Origin of the sequence: Nitrospirillum amazonense (assembly GCF_007828035.1) — a bacterium.
Taxonomy (GTDB): domain Bacteria; phylum Pseudomonadota; class Alphaproteobacteria; order Azospirillales; family Azospirillaceae; genus Nitrospirillum; species Nitrospirillum amazonense.
This window is the reverse complement of sequence record NZ_VITV01000003.1, coordinates 695,299-715,275: the sequence shown is the minus strand read 5'-3', so window position 1 is coordinate 715,275 and position 19,977 is coordinate 695,299. Positions and strand designations below refer to the sequence as shown.

The following is a 19,977-nucleotide window of genomic DNA, read 5'->3' as shown; positions in this document are numbered from 1 at the left end:
CGGCGCTGACCATCGCGTGATGCGGCCTTCCGGGCAAGACTGGGTGGCACGCCCGCTTTCCCGGAGAACGCCGCCATGTCCGATAAGCTTATGCCCCATAAGCCCACGATCATCGGCCGCGCCACGTCCATCAACGTGCGCAAGGTGCTATGGACTTGCGCCGAAATCGGCCTGGACCATACCTTCGACGGCGACTGGGTGGGGGACGCCGCCGTGCGCCGGCGGGATGAGCTGCTGGCCCTCAACCCCAACGGCCAATTCCCGGTGCTGCTGGACCAAGCCGGACCGCTGTGGCAGTCCAACACCATTTGCCGCCACTTGGCCGTGATGGCGGGCCGCGACGATCTGCTGCCCACGGCGCCGCGTGCCCGGGCATTGGTGGAGCAGTGGATGGACTGGCAGCTGGGCGACCTCAACCCCGCCTGGCGCTACGTCTTCATGGCCCGGGTAAGGCGGGCGCCGGGCTACACCAATGCCGAAGAGATCGCAGCCGGCGTGGCCGCCTGGAACCTGGCCATGGGCTTGCTGGACCGGCAGCTGCAAACCACCGGCGCCCATGTCACCGGCCCCACCTTCACCCTGGCGGATATCGTGTTGGCGCTGTCCGCCAACCGCTGGCGCCTGACCCCCATGGATCATGCCGATTGCCCGGCGGTGGATGCCTGGCTGGACAGGCTGGCGGTGCGGCCGGGCTTCACCGTCCACGTGGGACCTGGCGTGCCGTGAGGCTTGCGCGCCACGCCGCCGCCACCCATCATTCCCCGCAGTGAAAGCAGGGGGTGGGAATGCGGTCCTGGCGATTGGCGTTGGTGGGGCTGGTCGCCCTGGGCGGCACGGCGTCGGCGGCCGCACCGGAAATCCACATCCAGGACGTCATCGACTTCTACCGCGTGTATGACGCCGGCCAAGGCGCCCCCACGGCGGCGGCCTTGCAGGGCTATCTCGACCATGGCAGCGACGGGCTGCACCAGTTTACGAGCTTGCGCCATCTGACGGGCGAATCCATGGCGGCGGCCATGGAAAGGCACCCCCGGATGTTCGCCGACGCCAAGACCTGCCTGGACGTGCTGCCGGCGGTGAAGCGGCGCCTGGCGCAAGCCTTGCCCCGCCTGGGCCAGATCTATCCCCAGGCCAAATTTCCGCCCATCACCATCCTGGTGGGCCAGGGCAACACCGGCGGCACCACCAGTGCGTCCGGCGTGCTGGTGGGGTTGGAGGCGCTGTGCGGCGCCAGCTGGATGGACCCGAACGCCGAGGACCGCTTCGTCCATCTGGTGGCGCATGAATACATCCATGTGCAGCAGCCGGCGGCCCAGACGGAACCGGAACACCCGATCCTGCTGTTTCCGTCCCTGATCGAGGGCGGGGCGGAATTCCTGGCGGAACTGATCTCCGGCAACGTCGGCTATGTCCGCCTCAAGGCCTGGGCCAAGGGCCGGGAGACGGAGGTGGAGACCCAGTTCGCCGCCGACATGGACACAACCAACATGAAGCCGTGGCTGTACAACGGCGTCGGCACGGAGGAACGGCCGGGCGATCTCGCCTACTGGGTCGGCTACCGCATCACCAAGGCCTATTACGTCCACGCCAAGGACAAGCGCGCGGCCATCGCCCGCATTCTGACCATCGACGCCGACACGGCCAAAGCCTTCCTGGCCGACAGCGGGTGGACGCCGGGCATGACCCTGCCAGACAAGGTGGCGCCACCGTCGCCCTAATCCCTTACGCCGTTGCAATCCCTTGCGGTTTATCCCCCTGCACCGTGGTGCGGTAGAGGGTGCGGCGCACGTCCGGCGGGACGCCGGTGGCGAGGTGTATGCCCTGGCGGTTGTCCCAGATGACCAGATCGTCGGGCCGCCAGCGATGACGATAGATGAAGCGGTCCTGGATGCTGTGGGCGAACAGTTCCGCCAGCAGGGCCCGGCTCTCCTCCTCCGGCAATTCCACGATGCGGCTGGTGAAGCCTTCGCTGATGAACAGGGACGGGCGGCCGGTTTCGGGATGCACCCGCACCACCGGGTGGATGACGGGTGGCACTTTGGCTTCCTGCTCCGCCGTCAGGCCGGGGCGCAGTTGCCCAGTCACGGCCTGCTGGGCGCGGTTGCGGGCGGCGTAGCCATGCTCCGCCGTCAGGGTCTGCAGGCGGCGCTGCGTCTCTTCCGGCAGGGCCTCGTAGGCGGCGGCCAGGCTGGCGAACAGGGTGTCGCCCGCCCCTTCCGGAATCTCGCGGGCGTGCAGCAGGGACCCCAGGCTGGGCAAGGCCATATAGGAAAGATCGGAATGCCAATAGCGCCCGGCGTCGGCCAGGCCGATGGGCTTGCCGTTCTCGATGACGTTCGACACCACCAGGATCTCGGGGTGGCCCGCCAGGTGGAAATGGTGCTGGATGTGGATTTCCAGGGGTCCGAAGCGGCGGCTGAAGGCAATGTGCTGTTCCGGCGTCAGGTCGCCCTGGCCGCGTACCACCACCACTTGGCGCTCCGCCAAGGTGCGGCGGATGCGCAGGAAGTCGGACTCCGGCAAGGGCTGGCTCAGATCCAGGCCGATGACCTCCGCCCCCAGCACCCCGGGTATCTCGCGGATTTCGAAGGCATCGGAAGACGTGTCAGGCGTGCGCACGGCGGCGGTCATTGTTCCTGTCCCCAGCGTTGGACGGTGGCCCGGGCGGCGCTGCGGAACAGCAGCGTTTCCACGATCAGGCCCACCAGGATGATGGTCAGCAGCCCGGCGAAGACGTTGGCCGTCTCCAGCTGGGCGCGGTTGGTGTAGATGAACCAGCCGATACCGCCGGACCGGGCGCTGACACCGAACACCAGTTCGGCGGCGATCAGCGTGCGCCAGGCGAAGGCCCAGCCCAGGCGCAACCCGGCCAGGATTTGCGGCAGGGCGGCCGGTATCAGAATCTCGGCGACGAAGCGCAGCGGCGACAGACCCAGGTTGCGTCCGGCCATGCGCAGGGTGCGCGGCATGGCCCGGAAGCCGGCGTAGGAGGCCAGGGCCACCGGCCACAGCACGGCATGGGTGATGACGAAGACCAGACTGGGCGCGCCGATGCCGAACCACAACAGCGCGATGGGCAACAGGGCCACCGCCGGCAGCGGGTTCAGCATGGCGGTCAGCAACTCCAGCAGCTCCGCCCCCCAGCGGCTTAGGGCGGCGAAGGCGGTCAGCGCGGCGGCCGCGACCAGGCCACAGGCGTAGCCGGTGACCAGCAACTGCAGGGAGGTGGCGGTGCGGGCCACCAGCTCTCCCGAGGCGAAGCCCTGCACCAGGGCGGCGACCGTGGCGCTGAAGGTGGGCAGTAGCAGGGCATTGTCCAGGTGGCGGGCATAGCCTTCCCACACCGCCGCCAGGATCAACAGCAGCACCCCCTTGCGCCAGCCGGCCAGGTGCAGCCGGCGCGGCGTGGCGGGCAGGGTGATGGTCGCGTCAGCCATGGCGGCGCTCCTCCGCAGCGGAATTGTCCTCACCCAGCAAGCCGGCCTGCAGGGCCGCCTCCAGCTGGGCGAAGGCGGCGGTGCCGCGCTGGCGGGCGGCGGGCGGGATGGCGGCCAGGCCCTTCATGCGCCCAGGGTGAGGCGACAGGGTCAGGACATGGGTGCCCACGCGCACGGCCTCGTCTATGGCGTGGGTGACGAACAGCACGGTGGCGCCGGTCTGTTCGCACAAGGACAGCAGCTCATCCTGCATCTGCCGGCGGGTCAGGGCGTCCAGTGCGGCGAAGGGTTCGTCCATCAGCAACAGGTCGGGTTCAAGGGCGAAGGCGCGGGCGATGGCCACGCGCTGCTTCATGCCGCCGGACAGTGTGTGGGGATGGGCGTCCATGACCCGGGCGAGACCCACTCGACCGATCCAGTCGCGCGCCCGCGCGTCCGCCGTGGCCCGGTCCAGCCCCCGGCCGCGCTGCAGGGCGTAACGCACGTTGCCCAGCACGGTGCGCCAGGGCAGCAGCTGGTCGAATTCCTGGAAGACGGCCATGCGGTCCGGCCCAGGCTTGCCCACTGGCGATCCGCGTAGGCGGATGGTGCCGGCATCCACCGGCTGGAAGCCGCCCACGGCGCGCAGCAGGCTGGATTTGCCGCAGCCTGAGGGACCCAGCAGCACCAGCCGGTCGCCGGCGGTGAGGTGCACGCTGACACCCTCCACCGCCGTCACGGCGGTGGGGCCCTGGCCGTAGCGCAGCGTCACGTTCTCCAGGCTCAGCAGCGGTTCGGTGTCCGTGATGCGGAGTGCTACAGCACCGGTGGTAGTATTCATGGGTGTCAGCTCCCCGCCTTGGTGGCCAAACCCGGCTGGAACAACTCGGTCCAGCTGGTCGGGTTCCGCTTGATCAGGCCGATCTTGAACAGGAAGGCGGAGAAGACGGTGCTTCGCTCCGGCGCGGTGGTGAAGCGCACCTGCGGGTCGCGGATGATGGCCTCGACGAAGGCGGGCTCAAGCTTGGACTTCTCCGCCGCGATGTACAGCTTGGCCGCCTCCGCCGGGTTGGCGGCGATCCAGGCGTTGGCCTCGTCCAGCGCCGCCACCAGGGCGGCAATGGTCTTGGGATTGGCCTCCACGAATTTCTTCGTGGAATAGGCGGCGTTGAAGGTGTGCGGCCCCCCCAGCACGTCGTAGCTGTTCAGCACGGCGTGCGCCTTGCCGCTGGCCAGCTGCTGCTGCACGAAGGGCGGTGAGGTGAAATGGGCGGTGATTTCCGACTGGCCGGACAGCAGCTGGGCGGTGGCGTCGGGGTGGGGCAGGCTGACCGTCAGGTGGTCCAGCTTGTCGTACTGGCCGAAGGTCTGGTCGGCCGCCATCTGCAGCACGATGGGCTGGAAGCCCACCTTCACCGAGGGCAGGGCGATGCGGTCCTTGTCGGTGAAGTCGCGCAGGCTTTTGACCGCCGGGTTGTTGCTGGTCAGTACATTGGGCATGGAGCCCAGGGCCACCACGCCGATGATGTCGGCGGTCCCCCGCGTCTTGTCCCAGGTCAGGATCATGGGGGCGATGCCGGCGCTGGCGATATCCAGGCCGCCGGCGATCAGCGCCTCGTTCATTGCGGCGGCGCCCGACAACTGGATCCACTCCACCTGTGGCGCCGGGATACCGGCCTTCACCGCCTGGCCCTCGATCAGGCGGCGCTCCTTCGCGACGATGAAGGGCAGGTAGCCGATCCCGAACTGCTGGGCGATGTGCAGATCTTTCGTTTCCGCCCGCGCCTGCTGTGCCAGCGGCAGCAAGGCGGCCACGGCCAGGGCGATCAGCAGGCGGCGGGTGGGGTGGGGCATGGCGGTGATCTGCCTTTAGTCCGGTGGCCGGGTTGGGCGTCGCTATTTCACAGAGGCGACATCCGATATTGGGAAATGTGGAGTGAACCGTTAACGAACGTCAAGTGTAAATAATATGAAATAACAGTATAAATACGTAAAAATGAAAATGGCAGTTTTGTCTATGATCCGGGCGGGGCTTCGACGCGCCGCCCGGACCGGGGTTAAACCTAGGTAGAAGATGGGTAAACCTAGGTAGGGGATGAGGATGGGCCAGATTAAGCGGAGTTAATAAATCGCCCACGCTGGCTAAACCCCGCCGGCGTTAGCGTCCCGCCCATGGTGCCCCCACCCTTGGCTTCCTGCGACTTGGACGATGCCGCCGATGTTTCCCCCTTTTCCTCTTCGCGCCTTCCAGCTTAGCGCCCTCAGGGGATGCTGTTTGGCCGGCGTGGCCACGCTGGCGTTGGCCGGCTGTTCCGTGGGGCCGGATTACCAGCGCCCCGACACTCCGCCCCCGGCGGTGTGGAAAGAACAGGCGGGCACGTCCCAGCCCTCTGCGGTTCCCGCCACCGCTTGGCCGGCGGCCGACTGGTGGAAGGGTTTCGGCTCCGCCCAGCTGGACGCCTACATCGCCCAGGCGCAGACGGCCAACGACGATCTGGCCGCGGCCATGGCCCGGGTGCGCGAGGCCGACGCCCAGGCCCAGGTGGCAGGCGCCGCCCTGCTGCCGTCGGTGGGCGCCAGCGCCGATGTCGATCATCAGCGGACCAAAAGCGCCGGCGCGGCCCAGACCGCCACCGCCCACAGCGTGGGCCTGAACGCCAGTTATGAACTGGACTTCTGGGGCAAGAACCGGGCGACGGCCAACGCCGCCCTCGCCACGGCGGACGCCAGCCGCTACGACCTGGAAACGGTGCGCCTGTCGGTGCTGAGCAGCGTTGCCACCAGCTATTTCCAGTCCCTGGAACTGCGGGAGCAGGTGCGGGTGGCGGAGGACAACCTGGCCAACGGCCAGGCCACGCTGGACGGTCTGCGCCGCCAAGCCGACGCGGGCATCGCCACGGCGCTGGACGTGGCGCAGCAGGAAAGCACCGTTTCCACCCTGAACGCCAAGCTGCCGCCCCTACGCCAGCAGTACCGCCAGTCGGTGCACGCCCTGGCCATCCTGCTGGGCCAGATGCCGGAGGCCGTGGAGCTGTCGGAAGACGATACCCTGGCCCGGCTGTCGCTGCCCCAGGTGACGCCGGGCCTGCCTTCCGAATTGCTGGCCCGCCGGCCCGACGTGGCCCAGGCGGAGGCGCTGCTGAAGGCGGCCAACGCCAACATCACCGTGGCCCGCGCCGCCTTCTTCCCCAGCATCGACCTGACGGCCTCCGGCGGTTATGCCAGCAACGCGCTGTCCCATCTGTTCGATCCGGGCAGCGCCCTGTTCTCCCTGGCCGCCGGGCTGACCCAGCCCATCTTCGAGGGCGGGGCGCTGGAAGGGCAGTACGCCAACGCCCAGGCCCGGTATGACGAGCTGGTGGCGACATACCGCAAGTCCGTCCGCGCCGCCTTCGGGAATGTGGAGGACGCGCTGACCGCGGTGCGCGAGACGACGGAGCAGCTGGCGCGGCAGGAGCAGGCGACCGCCACGGCGCGCCATGCCTATGAGCTGGCGCAGGCCCAAATGGCCGCCGGGACCATCACCGTCCTGACGGTGCTGAACACCGAAACCGCCTTGTTCACCGCCAACGATGCCTTGGTCCAGGCCCGCTTCGCCCGCCTGCAGGCCTTGGTCAGTTTGTACAACGCCCTGGGCGGCGGCTGGAAGCAGAGCTGATATCATGAGCGAGAACCCCATCTTGAAGCCTATCCGCATCAGCCGCACCCGCGCCGTTATGGCCGGCCTGGGCGGCGTCTTCATCCTCGCCGCCGCCGGTGCCGAGTTGCTGCCCAGCACCGCCGGCAAGGCCGCCCCCCCGACAGCCAAGGGGGGCGGCGCCGTCGCTGTGGACACGGCCGTGGCCACGCCGGCCGACGCGCCCGTCTACCTGGCGGGGCTGGGCTCCGTGCAATCGCTGAACACGGTGACGGTCACCACTCGCGTGGATGGCGCCCTCGACAAGGTCGCCTTCACCGAAGGCCAGACGGTGAAGCCGGGCGACCTGCTGGCGCAAATCGACCCGCGCCTGTACCAGGCAGCGTACGACCAGGCGCTGGCTACCAAGGCCAAGGATGAGGCGCAGTTGGCCAACGCCCGCGCCGATTTGGAGCGCTACACCCGCCTGGCACCGCAGAACCTGGCCAGCAAGCAGACGGTGGACACGGCCAAAGCCCAGGTCGACCAGTTGCAGGCCCAGATCAAAAGCGACCAGGCCGCCATCGACAACGCCAAGACCCAGCTGGACTATACCCGCATCACCTCCCCCATCCAGGGGCGGACGGGCATCCGTCAGGTCGACCCTGGCAACAACCTGCATGCGGCCAGCGGCACCGGCATCGTGGTGGTGACGCAGATGCAGCCCATCTCCGTCATCTTCACCCTGCCGGAAGAGGACCGCCTGGCCGTCAGCCAGGCTATGGCCCAGGGTCCGCTGACCGTCACCGCCGTGTCGCGCGACGGCAAGACGGATCTGGCCACCGGCACCGTCATGCTGGTGGACAACCAGATCGACCCCACCACCGGCACCGTGCGGCTGAAGGCCCAGTTCCCCAACACGGATGAGCATCTGTGGCCGGGCCAGTTCGTGAACGTGAAGCTGCTGAAGCAGACGCGCCGCGGCGCGCTGACCATCCCCAGCGCCGCTTTGCAGCGCGGGCCCAACGGCCTCTACGCCTATGTCGTGAAGCCGGACTCCACGGTGGAAATGCGGCCCATCGAAACGGCGGAGACCACCGGCGACACGGTCGTCGTGGCCAAGGGCCTGCAGGCTGGTGAGCGCGTCACCACCAGCAACGCCTACCGCCTGCAACCGGGCGTCAAGGTGACGGTGGCCGGCGAGGCCAAGACGGCCGACGCCAGCTCCACCAATACGGAAGGCAAGCAGCCATGAGCCTCTCCAGCCCCTTCATCACCCGGCCCATCGCCACCTCGCTCCTCATGCTGGGTGTGCTGCTGGTGGGCATGGTGGCCTATCCGCTGCTGCCGGTGGCGCCGCTGCCGCAGGTGGATTTCCCCACCATCCAGGTCTCGGCCAACCTGCCGGGCGCCAGTCCGGAAACCATGGCGTCCAGCGTGGCGCAGCCGCTGGAAACCCAGTTCGCCGCCATCCCTGGTGTTGCCCAGATGACGTCGACCAGCACGCTGGGCAGCACCCAGGTGACGCTTCAGTTCGACCTCAACCGCAACATCGACGCGGCGGCGCAGGACGTGCAGACCGCCATCGACGCTGCCGGCGGCCAGCTGCCCAAGAACCTGCCGTCGCCGCCCACCTATCGCAAGATCAACCCGGCCGACAGCTCCATCCTGGTGTACTCGGTCCATTCCGACAACCTGCCCCTGACCACGGTCGACGACTTCGCGGAGAACGTCATCGCCCAGCGCCTGTCCCAGATCCCGGGCGTGGGCCAGGTCTCCGTCGGCGGTCAGCAGAAGCCGGCCGTGCGCGTGCAGGTGGACCCGGCCAAGATCGCGGCCCTGGGCATCCAGCTTGAGGACATCGCGGCGGTCATCCCCACGGCCACGGTCAACGCGCCCAAGGGTTCCATCAACGGCATCGCCCACAACTTCGTCATCTACAACAACGACCAGCTGTTGAAGGCGGAGCCGTGGAACGACGTCATCGTCGCCTACAAGAACGGGGCGCCCGTGCGCATCCGCGACATCGGCGTGGCGGTGGACGGGCCGGAGAACAACCAGCTGCTGGCCTGGCAGAACAACGGCCCCGGCATCATCCTGCAGGTGTTCAAGCAGCCCGGCGCCAACATCATCGACATCGTGTCGAAGGTGGAAAATATGCTGCCCCAGGTCATGGCGGCGGTGCCCCCGGGCGTGAAGATGGACAAGGTCATCGACCGCACCACCACCATCAAGGCCTCGGTGGAGGATGTCCAGTTCACCCTGCTGCTGACCATCTTCCTGGTGGTCATGGTCATCTTCCTGTTCCTGCGCAACCTGTGGGCCACGCTGATCCCCGGCGTGACCGTGCCGCTGGCCCTGTTCGGCACCGCGGCGCTGATGTACCTGCTGGGCTTCAGCCTGGACAACCTGTCGCTCATGGGCCTGACCATCGCCGTGGGCTTCGTCGTCGACGACGCCATCGTGATGGTGGAGAACATCTACCGCCACATCGAGGAGGGCATGTCGCCCAAGGAGGCGGCGCTGAAGGGGGCCGGCGAGATCGGCTTCACCATCATGTCCATCAGCGTGTCGCTGGTGGCCGTGTTCATCCCCCTGCTGCTGATGGGCGGCATCGTCGGCCGGCTGATGCGCGAATTCGCCATCACCGTCACCATGACCATCGCCGTCTCCGCCTTCGTCTCGCTGACCCTGTCGCCGATGATGAGCGCGCTGTTCCTGAAGGATGAGAAACACGCCCGCCACGGCAGGGCCTACCTGTTCATCGAGGGCTGCTTCGACTGGCTGGTGGCCAAGTACGGCCGCGGCCTGGACTTCGTGCTGCGGCACCAGCGCCTGACCCTGATGGTGTTCTTCGCCACGGTGGCGGCCACCGGCGTGCTGTACGTCGCCATCCCTAAGGGCTTCTTCCCCCAGCAGGACACCGGCATCATCGCCGGCCTGGCCGACGCCTCGCAGGACGTGTCCTTCAATGAGATGGTGCGGTTGCAGCACCAGCTGACCGACATCGTCGCCCAGGATCCGGACGTGGCCGCCTGGGCCACCTCGGTCGGCGGCGGCGGGCGGCCCATCAACAACGGCTTCATCGTCATCGGCCTGAAGCCGCGCGGCCAGCGCACCGCCACCGCCGACCAGATCATCGCGCGCCTGCGGCCCAAGCTGGCCAAGGTCAAGGGCGCCACCCTGTTCCTGCAGGCCAGCCAGGATTTGAACGTGGGCGGCCGCCTGGCCCGCACGCAGTACCAGTACACCCTGCAGGACGCCGACCTGGGCGAACTGAACGACTGGGCGCCCAAGCTGCTGGACAAGCTTAAGGGCCTGCCCCAGTTGCGCGACGTCGCCACCGACCAGCAGACCAACGGCACCACCCTGAACCTGGTGATCGACCGCGACCAGGCCGCCCGCTTCGGCATCCAGCCCTCGCTGATCGACAGCACCCTCTATGATGCCTTCGGCCAGCGGCAGGTGACCCAGTACTTCACCCAGCTGAACAGCTATCACGTGGTGCTGGAAATCACGCCGGAGCTGCAGTCCAGCCCCGACACCCTGAACAAGCTGTACATCAAGTCACCCGTGACCGGTCAGCAGGTGCCGCTGTCCACCTTCGTGAAGTACGACACCAACCATGTGAACTTCCTGTCCATCAACCACCTGGGTCAGTTCCCGGCGGTGACCCTGTCGTTCAACCTGGCGCCCGGCGTGTCCCTGGGCGAGGCGGTGCAGGTCATCCAGCATGCCCAGGCGGAGATGGGCATGCCGTCCTCGGTCAACGGTACGTTCCAGGGTACGGCCCAGGCCTTTCAGGCCTCGCTGGCGACCCAGCCCTATCTGATCGCCGCGGCGCTGGTGGCCGTCTACATCATCCTGGGCATGCTGTATGAAAGTTACATCCACCCGCTGACCATCCTATCCACGCTGCCGTCGGCGGGCGTGGGGGCCCTGCTGATGCTCATGATCTTCCACTACGACCTGTCGGTCATCGCGCTCATCGGCATCATCCTGCTGATCGGCATCGTGAAGAAGAACGGCATCATGATGGTGGACTTCGCCATCCAGGCGGAACGGGAGCAGCACATGGCCCCCATCGAGTCCATCCGCCAGGCCTGCCTGCTGCGTTTCCGCCCCATCATGATGACCACCATGGCGGCCTTGCTGGGCGCCCTGCCGCTGATGCTGGAGAACGGCACGGGCTCCGAACTGCGCAAGCCGTTGGGCATCACCATGGTGGGCGGCCTGATCCTGAGCCAGATCCTGACCCTGTTCACCACGCCGGTGGTCTATCTCTACCTGGACCGGGTGAACGACTGGCTGAACCGCCGGGGCAAGGCCAAGGCGGCGCATGAAGGTCACGCCCGGCCGCGCGCGGCCCTGGGCACGGGCGATTGAGGGGGGACGCGCCATGAAGGTGCTGCCATGAAGGTGCTACTGGTCGAGGATAACGAACGGGTGTCGCGCTTCGTCGTGAAGGGATTGCGCGAGGCGGGACACACCGTGGAGCATGTCGACAACGGGCGGGACGGCATGTTCCTGGCGACGGGCGAACCCTTCGACGTCATCGTCATGGACCGCATGCTGCCGGGCGACATCGACGGGCTGACCATCATCGAGACCCTGCGCAAGATGGGCACGCAGACGCCGGTCCTGATCCTCAGCGCGCTCAGCAGCGTGGATGAGCGCATCAAGGGCCTGCGCAGCGGCGGCGACGATTACCTGACCAAGCCTTTCGCCTTCGGCGAGCTGCTGGCGCGCCTGGACGCCCTGATGCGCCGGTCGCCCACCGGCGCCGTGCCGGAAACCAACCTGGCGGTAGGGGACCTGCGCATGAACCTGCTGTCGCGCAAGGTGACCCGGGGCGAGCGGGTCATCACCCTGCAGAACCAGGAGTTCAAGCTGCTGGAATACCTGATGCGCCATGTCGACCAGGTGGTAACCCGCACCATGCTGCTGGAAGGCGTCTGGGGCTATCACTTCGACCCCCAGACCAACGTGGTCGACGTGCACATCAGCAAGCTGCGCCAGAAGATCGAGGGGGAGGGGGAGCCGCCGCTGCTGCGCACGGTGCGCAACGCCGGCTACATGATGACGGCGGGCGGCTGACATGGCGCCGGCCCCCGCCTCGCCCTTGCGCTCATCCGCCTATACCCTGGCCTTCAGCTATGTGCTGCTGGGCCTGGTGACCCTGGTGCTGTTCGCCGCCCCCCTGGGCTATGCCTGGCGGGTCACCATCGACGACGGCCGCACCGAGATCCTGCAGGAGGACGCGCAGCGCTTCACCGAGGTGTTCCGCCAGCGCGGGCCCGATGGGCTGGTGGCCTTCCTCAATGAGCGCATGAGCATGCAGATCGCGGCGGAGCGCCTCCTGCTGCTGACGGATGCGGCGCACACCGTGCTGGCGGGCAACCTCCCGGCCTGGCCCGGCGACTTTCCCGAACGGCAGGGCGTCTACAACGCCCCGATCAAGCTGAACGGCCGGACGGTGCAGGCGCGCCTGGTGCATGTGGTGCTGCCCGGCGGCTATCACCTGGTGGTGGCGCGCGACATGGCCCACTTTCGTCCGCTGGAGCAGCGCTTCTGGTACAGCCTGCTGGCGGCGATGTGCGTTCTGCTGCTGCTGGGCATGCTGGGCGGCTTCCTCATCCGCCGGGCGGTGCTGCGCCGCATCGACGATCTCAGCCGCACCGCCACCGGCATCGTCCAGGGCGACCTGTCGCGCCGCCTGCCCACCACCCGGGGGCAGGACGAGTTCAACACCCTGTCGCGCACCATCAACGGCATGCTGGACCAGATCGAGCAGCTGGTGCACGGCGTGCGCAACGTCTCCAACGCCATCGCCCACGATTTACGCACCCCCTTGGCGGAGCTGCGGTCGCGGCTGGAGGAGGTCAGCGTCACCCGGCCGCCCCTGGCCGAGACCTATGCCGAGGTGGACGGGGCCGTGGCCGACGTCGACCGGGTCATCGGCATCTTCAACGCCCTTCTGCGCCTGGCGGAGATCGATACCGGCGCCCGCCGTTCCGGCTTTGCCGAGGTCAACGTGGCGGAGGTGGCGGCGGGCGCCGTGGAATTCTACCTGCCGGCGGCGGAACTGAAGGGCGTCTCCCTGACCTTCCAGGGCGATGAGGGTATGATGACCATCCTGGGCGACCCCATCCTGCTGGCCCAGGCCGTGGGCAACCTGATCGACAACGCCCTGAAGTTCACGCCCGAGGGTGGCGCCATCACGGTGGAGGTCGGCAGCGGCGCGGATGGCAAGGTCGAGATGTCGGTCAGCGACAATGGCCCCGGCATCCCGGACGATGAAAAGCCAAGGGTGACGGAACGCTTCTACCGGGGCGACGCCGGCCGCGGCACCCCCGGCGTCGGCCTGGGCCTCAGCCTGGTCAGCGCCGTCGCCAAGTTGCACGGCGGCGCCTTCGACCTGGCGGATAATCATCCGGGGCTCAAGGCGCGGATGCGCTTGGCTTAGGGCGACATGCGGCGGGCGAACTCCTCCACCTCCGCCATGCGCTTGGGCAGGATGGCGCCGTAGATCTCATCCACCCGCTGCCTTACCTCCGGCCGCGCCAGTTCCGGGCGGCCGCCGGCGAAGGGTGGCTCGGGCGCATATTCCAGCATCAGCAGCAGGGCCTCCGCCGCGTCGGGGCCCACGATCTCGGCGGCCACGGTGAAGGCGAAGTCCAGGCCGGCGGTGACGCCGCCGCCGGTGATGATGTCGCCGTCGCGCACCACGCGGCCAGCGTCGGGAATGGCGCCGAACCGGGCCAGCTGGCCGCGCCAGGCCCAATGGCAGGCCGCCCGCTTGCCCTTCAGCAAGCCGGCCCCGGCCAGGACCAGCGACCCGGTGCAGACCGAGGTCAGGTAGCGGGCGCCCCCGGCCAGGCGGCGCACCTGGGCCATGGTCTCGGCGTCGTTCAGCACGGCGGCAATGCCCATGCCGCCGGGAATGAACAGCAGGTCGCAGGCCTGGATGTCGGCCAGCCGCTCCGTCCCCTCAAACCGCAGGCCCTCGTGCGAGGCGATGGTGCCGCCGGTGGCGGACGCCACGCGGGTGGTGATGCCGGGCAGGCGGCTGAACACCTGGTGCGGGGCGGTGAAGTCCAGTTGGGTCATCAGGGGGAAGACGACTTCAACGATGGTGAAGGCGGGCTGGCTCATGGGAAAGCTCCGGGCTGGCGGCATGGGATGGCCCAACCGTGCCCTCGACAGGTGTTGGCAGCAATGCCATAAATCCCACCTTTCCTGCCAATGATGGTACAACACCCATGGCCCGCACCATCGCCTTCCTGGCTTATCCCGGGTTCCAGATCCTGGACGTCACGGGACCCCTGGCGGCGTTCGAGATCGCGGGCCGCTACGCCCGCCAACCCTATGACATCCGCGTCATGGCGCTGGCGGCGGGGCCGGTCGCCAGTTCTTCCGGCGCCCTGCTGATGGCGGGGCCGCTGGTGGACCCGGCACAGGTGGACACGCTGGTGGTGGCGGGTGGCGAGGGGGTGAACGCCGCCAGCGCCGTGCTCGCCTTGCTGGACTATGCCCGTGCCGTGGCGGGGCATGCTCGGCGGGTCACCAGCGTCTGTTCCGGCACCTTTCTGCTGGCCGCTGCTGGGCTTTTAGACGGGCGACGGGTCACGACCCACTGGTACCGCACCAGCTCTTTCGCCCGGCGCTTCCCCCAGGTGCGGCTGGAGGCCGACCGCATCTTCATCCGCGACGGCGTCTTCTGGACGTCGGCCGGCATCACCGCCGGCATCGACCTGGCGCTGGCCCTGGTGGCGGAGGACCAGGGCGAGGCCATCGCCCGGCGCACCGCCCGCCAACTTGTCGTGCCCTACCGCCGCCAGGGCGGACAGTCGCAATTCTCCACCCTGCTGGAGATGCAAGGCACCAGCAGCCGCTTCGGCGACCTGCTGGCCTGGGTGCGCGACAATCTGGCGCGTCCCCTGACGGTGGAGGAACTGGCGGCGCAGGCGGCCATGAGCCCGCGCAACTTCGCCCGCGCCTTCGCCGCCGAGCAGGGACTGACGCCGGCCAAGGCGGTGGAGCAGCTGCGGCTGGAGGTGGCGCGGGATTTGGTGGAGGAAAGTCCGGCTTCGCTGGACCGTATCGCTATCGAAACGGGATTCGGCGACACCGAGCGCATGCGGCGGGCCTTTATCCGCACCTTCGGCGCGCCGCCCCAGTCCCTCCGCCGGTCGGCCTAGTGCCGCTTCAGCCGGGCAAGCGCGGAAATCTGGGGCGGTTCCGCCGGGTGGCAAGGTTCGCGGCAATGGCGAATTTTATGGGCGCCCACTGCCTTGGTCGAAGGCGGTTGCCCTTTAAAGGTGCAGATGCGGAAAACTTCTCGCACATGCAAAAATTTGGCGTTTAACCTCTTTGAAAACTGATCTAGTCTGTTGCTCAACGGGGCTGGCCTTGACCGTCCCTATAAACAGACATGACAGTGCGAGGGGGCAATGAACTCCAGACCGTATGCTGGCATGCGCTCGATTGAGCAGACGGGCAAACGAACCAAATTTGTCTACAGGATTGTGGCTTTCACCGCAGTATTTGTGGCGCTGGCTTTCAGCATCTTGGGATATGTCATTTATTCCGTCTCAAGTGATACTCTGACCACTCAAATCAATACTCAGATCAAATCGACCGGCGAGTCGGCCGCCGATGGCATCCAGAAATGGCTGATGGGCCGCGTTTCGCTGGTGCGGAACCTGGCCGATGACGTGGCGGCCGGCGACGGCACCCATGTCATGGGCCTGCTGCAGGGACCGACGCTGAGCGGCACCTTCAGCCCTGTCTATTACGGCGACACCGCCGGCGTCTTCACCATGGTCCCGGCGCTTGATTTGCCACCCGGCTACGACCCGCGCCAGCGCGGCTGGTACAAGGCGGCCGATGCCGCGCGGCAGACCATCATGACGCAGCCGTATGTCAGCGCGTCGGGCGGCAACCTGGTGCTGACCATCGCCAGCCCCGTCATGAAGAATGGTGCGCTGGCGGGCGTGGCCGCCGGAGACCTGGACCTGGAGATGGTCAAGACCTTCCTCAAGTCCTTCGACCTGGGCGGCAACGGCCAGGTGTTCCTGATCGACGGCGACGGCACGGTGCTGGTCCATGCCGACAAGGACCGGGTGATGAAGAAGCTGGCCGATGGATTCGACATCCAGCAGCATCTGGGCCGCACGCCGGAGCAAGCGGGCGACACCCTGACCTCTTTCTACCCCATCAAGGACCTGCCCTCGGCCCACTGGTACGTGGGCGTGACCATGGACGCGACCAAGGCCTTCGGGCCGCTGCGCTCCCTGGGCATGCTGATCATGGTGGCCACGGGCGTCACGGTGGCGGTGCTGGTGCTGCTGCTGGGGGCGGTGACCTACCGCCTGGTGGCGCGGCCCATCGATGAGATCACCGGCACCATGATCGCGCTCAGCGAGGGCGCCGTCGACGTGCCCACGCCGGCCCTGGACCGCCGGGATGAGATCGGCGCCATGGCCCGCGCGCTGGAGGTGTTCAAGCGCAACGCGGCCGAGGTGGGCAAGCTGCACCAGGAACGCACCCAGCTGCAGGAGGCGGCGGAGCGGGAACGCCGCGCCACGGCGGAACGGCTGGCCAACGACTTCGAGGCCAACGTCTCCTCCGTCCTGAAGCTGGTGGCCCAGGCCAGCGGCCAGGTGGACGCGCAGAGCAATCATCTGGCGGCCGGCCTGGCCGACGCGCGGCGCAGCAGCGACGCGGTGCGCGTGGCGACGGATGAGACGTCCAGCAGCGTGGAGACGGTGGCGGTGGCGGCGGAACAGCTGTCCGCCTCCATCGGCGAGATCGCGACCCGCGTGACGCAGAGCGCCGAGATCGCCACCGACACCGCCTCCCGGGCGGAGACGGCGCGCCAGACCATCGAGCACCTGGCCGGCCAGATGGAAAAGATCACGGAGATCGTGAACCTGATCACCCAGATCGCCAGCCAGACCAACCTGCTGGCCCTCAACGCCACCATCGAGGCGGCGCGGGCGGGGGAGGCGGGCAAGGGCTTCGCCGTCGTGGCGTCGGAGGTGAAGAACCTGGCCAACCAGACCGCCAAGGCGACGGAGGACATCACCGCCCAGATCGAGGCCACGCAGCAGGCCAGCGGCCGGGCGGTGGCGGAGGTGCGCACCATCGCCGAGGTATCGGCCCGGGCGCAGGAGGTGGCGGCCAACATCGCCTCGGCCGTGGAGCAGCAAGGGGCGGCGACGCGGGAAATCTCGCAGAACGCCAGCATCGTCGCCCGCGGCACCCGTGCCGTCACCACCAACATCCACGCCGTCAGCGACGTGGTGGTGGACAGCGCCGACCGCGCCAGCCACGTGCTGGGCACGGCCGGGGAATTGGCGCAGCAGCTGAAGACCCTGGACGAGCAGGTCAGCCGCTTTGTCACCGCGGTGCGGGCGGCCTGACGGAACGCATCCAATCGGCCGGTCGGGGGTTGTGGTCCGAACGCGACCCAACCCCCACCGGACGGAGGATGCCATGGCACCGGAACCCAAGGACCAGCCCACGAACGGACGCCCCGACGCCAACCCCGACGCCGTGCGGCCCGGCACGCCCGGTGCCGGTGAGAACATCTGCCGCCGCTGTGGCGGCACCGGCAGGGTGGATGGCGCGCCCTGTCCGGATTGCGGCGGTACGGGCCGGGTGGTGACACCGGTTGGCGGCGGCTGAGGCGGGAACATAGGTCCCATCTGGCGGCGGCCCCGCAAACATGACAGGCTGTGCGCCTGTACCGGGAGCGGGGCCCGGGCCGACAGAAGAACACTGCAGATGGGACCCACATGACTTCACGTTTGCACCGGGCGGCGTTCGCGCTGGCCCTCACGCTGGGCGTCGCACCCTGCGCGCTGGCGGCTTCCCCAGCCCCCACCGGCACCACGCCCGAGGCGGTCACCCCCGCCCACACCCTGACGGCGCGCGACGCCTTCGCGCTGGCGCAGGCCAAGGACGTGCAGATCAGCCCGGACGGCAAGCGCATCGCCTATACCCGCTCCAGCGAAGACATCATGACAGACAACGCGCGTAGCGAGGTCTGGCTGGTGGACGTCGCCAGCGGGCAGCAGACCCCGCTGGGCGTGCCGGGCAGCAGCCGGGCGCGCTGGTCGCCGGACGGCACCCGCCTGGCCTATGTGGCCAAAGGCCCGGGCGACAAGCCGCAGATCTGGGTGCGCTGGTTGAGTGGTGCGGGCAGCGGGAACAGCGCCGCCATCACCGCCCTGCCGGAAGGCCCGTCCGACATCGCCTGGTCGCCGGACGGCAAGCAGATCGGCTTCACCATGTTCGTGCCGGAGGAGGGCAGCAGCCTGGGTTCTCCCCTCGCGGCGCCCGAGGGTGCCAAGTGGGCCGATCCCATCAAGGTCATCACCACCATCAACTACCGTGAGGATGGCGAGGGCTATGTCCGCCCCGGCTTCAACCACATCTTCGTGGTGCCGGCCGATGGCGGCGCCCCGCGTCAGCTGACCACTGGCCAGTTTGACGACGGCGGCGCCCTGTCGTGGATGCCCGATGGCCGCCATATCATCTTCAGCACCAACCACGGCAAGGACTGGGAACGCGATCCCCTGAACTCCGACGTCTTCTCCGTCGACACCACCACCGGCGGCCTGACCCAGCTGACCACGCGCCGCGGTCCCGACCAGGAACCGGTGGCGTCGCCGGATGGCAAGCACATCGCCTTCGTCGGCTTCGACGACAAGGAGCTGGGCTACCAGAACAGCGTGCTGTCGGTCATGAACGCCGACGGCAGCGAGGTGCGGGCCCTGACGGCCGGCTTCGACCGCGACCTGGGCAGCCCGCGCTGGGCGGCGGACGGCCGGTCCATCTACGCCACCTACACCGACCACGGCGTGACCAAGGTCGCCCGCGTCACCCTGGACGGCAAGATCACCACCGTGGCCGAGGGCCTGGCGGGCAGTGAGCTGGACCGTCCCTATTCCGGCGGCGGCTTCAGCGTGTCCAAGGATGGCGCGGTGGCCTTCCCATGGGGCGATCCCACCCACCCGGCCGACGTCGGCCTCAGCACCGGCCCGGGGGAGCAGAAGCGCCTGACCACCCTCAACGCCAGCCTGTTCGCCGGCAAGACGCTGGCCAAGGTGCAGCCGCTGCCCACCACCTCCACCGCCGGCGGCCTGCCCATCGACGCCTGGATGGTGACGCCGCCGGACTTCAACCCGGCCAAGAAGTACCCGCTGGTCCTGGAAATCCATGGCGGGCCCTTCGCCAGCTACGGCCCCGTTTGGTCGACGCAGGACCAGCTGTATGCCGCCGCCGGCTACATCGTCGTCTACGCCAACCCGCGCGGGTCGACGTCCTACGGCGAAAGCTTCGCCAACCAGATCCACCACAACTACCCCAGCCAGGATTTCGACGACCTGATGAGCGTGGTGGACGCGGCCATCGCCAAGGGCTCGGTCGATCCCAACAACCTGTTCGTCACCGGCGGCTCCGGCGGCGGCGTGCTGACGGCCTGGATCGTGGGCAAGACCGACCGCTTCAAGGCGGCGGTGACGCAGAAGCCGGTCATCAACTGGACCAGCGAGGTGCTGACCGTCGACGGCTATACCTTCATGGCCAAGTACTGGTTCGGCAAGATGCCGTGGGAGGACCAGGAGCAGTACTGGCGCCGGTCGCCGCTGAGCCTGGTGGGCAACGTCAAGACCCCGACCGCCGTCATGGTGGGCGAGGAAGACCACCGCACACCCCCCAGCGAGGCGGAGCAGTACTACGCCGCCCTGCAACTGCGCAGCATCCCCACGGCCCTGATCCGCGTGCCCGGCGCCAGCCACGGCGGCCTGGCCGAACGCCCGTCGCAGCTGGTGGGCGAGACCAACGCCATCCTGGCCTGGTTCAAGAAGTACCGCACGGATACCGAGGCCAAGTAAGCGGTCTCTGTGCCAAGGAAAAGCCCCGGCCGGGTTGCCC

Annotated in this window: 16 protein-coding genes; 11 read left to right on the top strand and 5 right to left on the bottom strand. The window is 68.1% G+C overall.

What is annotated here, in order from left to right; all coding sequences use genetic code 11:
- Positions 1-75 precede the first annotated feature (75 nt).
- Entirely contained in the window at positions 76-726 is a 651-nt protein-coding gene (locus FBZ87_RS11020; protein ID WP_211106912.1) for a glutathione S-transferase family protein, read from the top strand.
- A gap of 59 nt (positions 727-785) precedes the next feature.
- Positions 786-1,718 carry a DUF2268 domain-containing putative Zn-dependent protease gene (locus FBZ87_RS11015; RefSeq protein ID WP_145610351.1) on the top strand — a complete coding sequence of 311 codons (933 nt, stop codon included), beginning with the start codon at positions 786-788 and terminating at the stop codon, positions 1,716-1,718.
- Positions 1,719-1,722: 4 nt separating this feature from the next.
- On the opposite strand, the gene FBZ87_RS11010 is transcribed toward FBZ87_RS11015, so the two are convergent.
- From FBZ87_RS11010 to FBZ87_RS10995, 4 genes are read right to left on the bottom strand one after another with little or no spacing between them, the layout of a single operon-like run.
- Positions 1,723-2,631, bottom strand: a complete 909-nt coding sequence (locus tag FBZ87_RS11010; protein ID WP_145610350.1) for a TauD/TfdA dioxygenase family protein — start codon at positions 2,629-2,631, stop codon at positions 1,723-1,725.
- Entirely contained in the window at positions 2,628-3,437 is an 810-nt protein-coding gene (locus FBZ87_RS11005; RefSeq protein ID WP_145610349.1) for an ABC transporter permease, read from the bottom strand. The genes FBZ87_RS11010 and FBZ87_RS11005 overlap by 4 nt, the downstream gene beginning before the upstream one ends.
- Positions 3,430-4,257, bottom strand: coding sequence for an ABC transporter ATP-binding protein (locus FBZ87_RS11000; RefSeq protein WP_145610348.1), 828 nt, complete (start codon positions 4,255-4,257; stop codon positions 3,430-3,432). Before FBZ87_RS11000 ends, FBZ87_RS11005 begins: the two co-directional genes overlap by 8 nt.
- A gap of 5 nt (positions 4,258-4,262) precedes the next feature.
- The gene (locus FBZ87_RS10995; protein ID WP_145610347.1) at positions 4,263-5,270 is read right to left on the bottom strand and encodes an ABC transporter substrate-binding protein; all 1,008 of its coding nucleotides are present in this window, start codon (positions 5,268-5,270) and stop codon (positions 4,263-4,265) included.
- A 430-nt stretch (positions 5,271-5,700) separates the two neighbouring features.
- Here FBZ87_RS10995 and FBZ87_RS10990 point away from each other — a divergent pair, with 430 nt between their 5' ends.
- The 5 genes from FBZ87_RS10990 to FBZ87_RS10970 are packed head-to-tail and all read left to right on the top strand — an operon-like array spanning position 5,701 to position 13,498.
- Entirely contained in the window at positions 5,701-7,074 is a 1,374-nt protein-coding gene (locus FBZ87_RS10990; protein ID WP_246134361.1) for an efflux transporter outer membrane subunit, read from the top strand.
- Positions 7,075-7,078: 4 nt separating this feature from the next.
- Complete coding sequence (locus FBZ87_RS10985; protein WP_246134344.1) at positions 7,079-8,287, top strand: efflux RND transporter periplasmic adaptor subunit; 1,209 nt, start codon at positions 7,079-7,081, stop codon at positions 8,285-8,287.
- The gene (locus FBZ87_RS10980; RefSeq protein WP_145610345.1) at positions 8,284-11,418 is read left to right on the top strand and encodes a multidrug efflux RND transporter permease subunit; all 3,135 of its coding nucleotides are present in this window, start codon (positions 8,284-8,286) and stop codon (positions 11,416-11,418) included. Before FBZ87_RS10985 ends, FBZ87_RS10980 begins: the two co-directional genes overlap by 4 nt.
- Before the next feature lie 27 nt (positions 11,419-11,445).
- On the top strand, positions 11,446-12,129 hold the full coding sequence (locus tag FBZ87_RS10975) for a winged helix-turn-helix domain-containing protein (RefSeq protein WP_145610344.1): 684 nt from the start codon (positions 11,446-11,448) through the stop codon (positions 12,127-12,129).
- Between the two features lies 1 nt (position 12,130).
- Positions 12,131-13,498 carry a sensor histidine kinase gene (locus FBZ87_RS10970; protein WP_145610343.1) on the top strand — a complete coding sequence of 456 codons (1,368 nt, stop codon included), beginning with the start codon at positions 12,131-12,133 and terminating at the stop codon, positions 13,496-13,498.
- Here FBZ87_RS10970 and FBZ87_RS10965 read toward each other — a convergent pair.
- Positions 13,495-14,187: a DJ-1/PfpI family protein gene (locus FBZ87_RS10965; RefSeq protein WP_145610342.1), complete on the bottom strand. Its 693-nt coding sequence runs from the start codon at positions 14,185-14,187 to the stop codon at positions 13,495-13,497. The genes FBZ87_RS10970 and FBZ87_RS10965 overlap by 4 nt on opposite strands.
- 107 nt (positions 14,188-14,294) lie before the next feature.
- On the opposite strand from FBZ87_RS10965, the gene FBZ87_RS10960 reads away from it, so the two are divergent.
- The 4 genes from FBZ87_RS10960 to FBZ87_RS10945 all read left to right on the top strand — a co-directional run bounded on the left by FBZ87_RS10960 (position 14,295) and on the right by FBZ87_RS10945 (position 19,937).
- Positions 14,295-15,233 carry a GlxA family transcriptional regulator gene (locus FBZ87_RS10960; protein WP_145610341.1) on the top strand — a complete coding sequence of 313 codons (939 nt, stop codon included), beginning with the start codon at positions 14,295-14,297 and terminating at the stop codon, positions 15,231-15,233.
- A gap of 252 nt (positions 15,234-15,485) precedes the next feature.
- On the top strand, positions 15,486-17,459 hold the full coding sequence (locus FBZ87_RS10955; protein ID WP_145610340.1) for a methyl-accepting chemotaxis protein: 1,974 nt from the start codon (positions 15,486-15,488) through the stop codon (positions 17,457-17,459).
- A 73-nt stretch (positions 17,460-17,532) separates the two neighbouring features.
- Positions 17,533-17,724, top strand: a complete 192-nt coding sequence (locus FBZ87_RS10950; RefSeq protein WP_145610339.1) for a hypothetical protein — start codon at positions 17,533-17,535, stop codon at positions 17,722-17,724.
- Between the two features lie 110 nt (positions 17,725-17,834).
- Positions 17,835-19,937, top strand: a complete 2,103-nt coding sequence (locus FBZ87_RS10945; protein WP_246134342.1) for a S9 family peptidase — start codon at positions 17,835-17,837, stop codon at positions 19,935-19,937.
- Positions 19,938-19,977 lie beyond the last annotated feature (40 nt).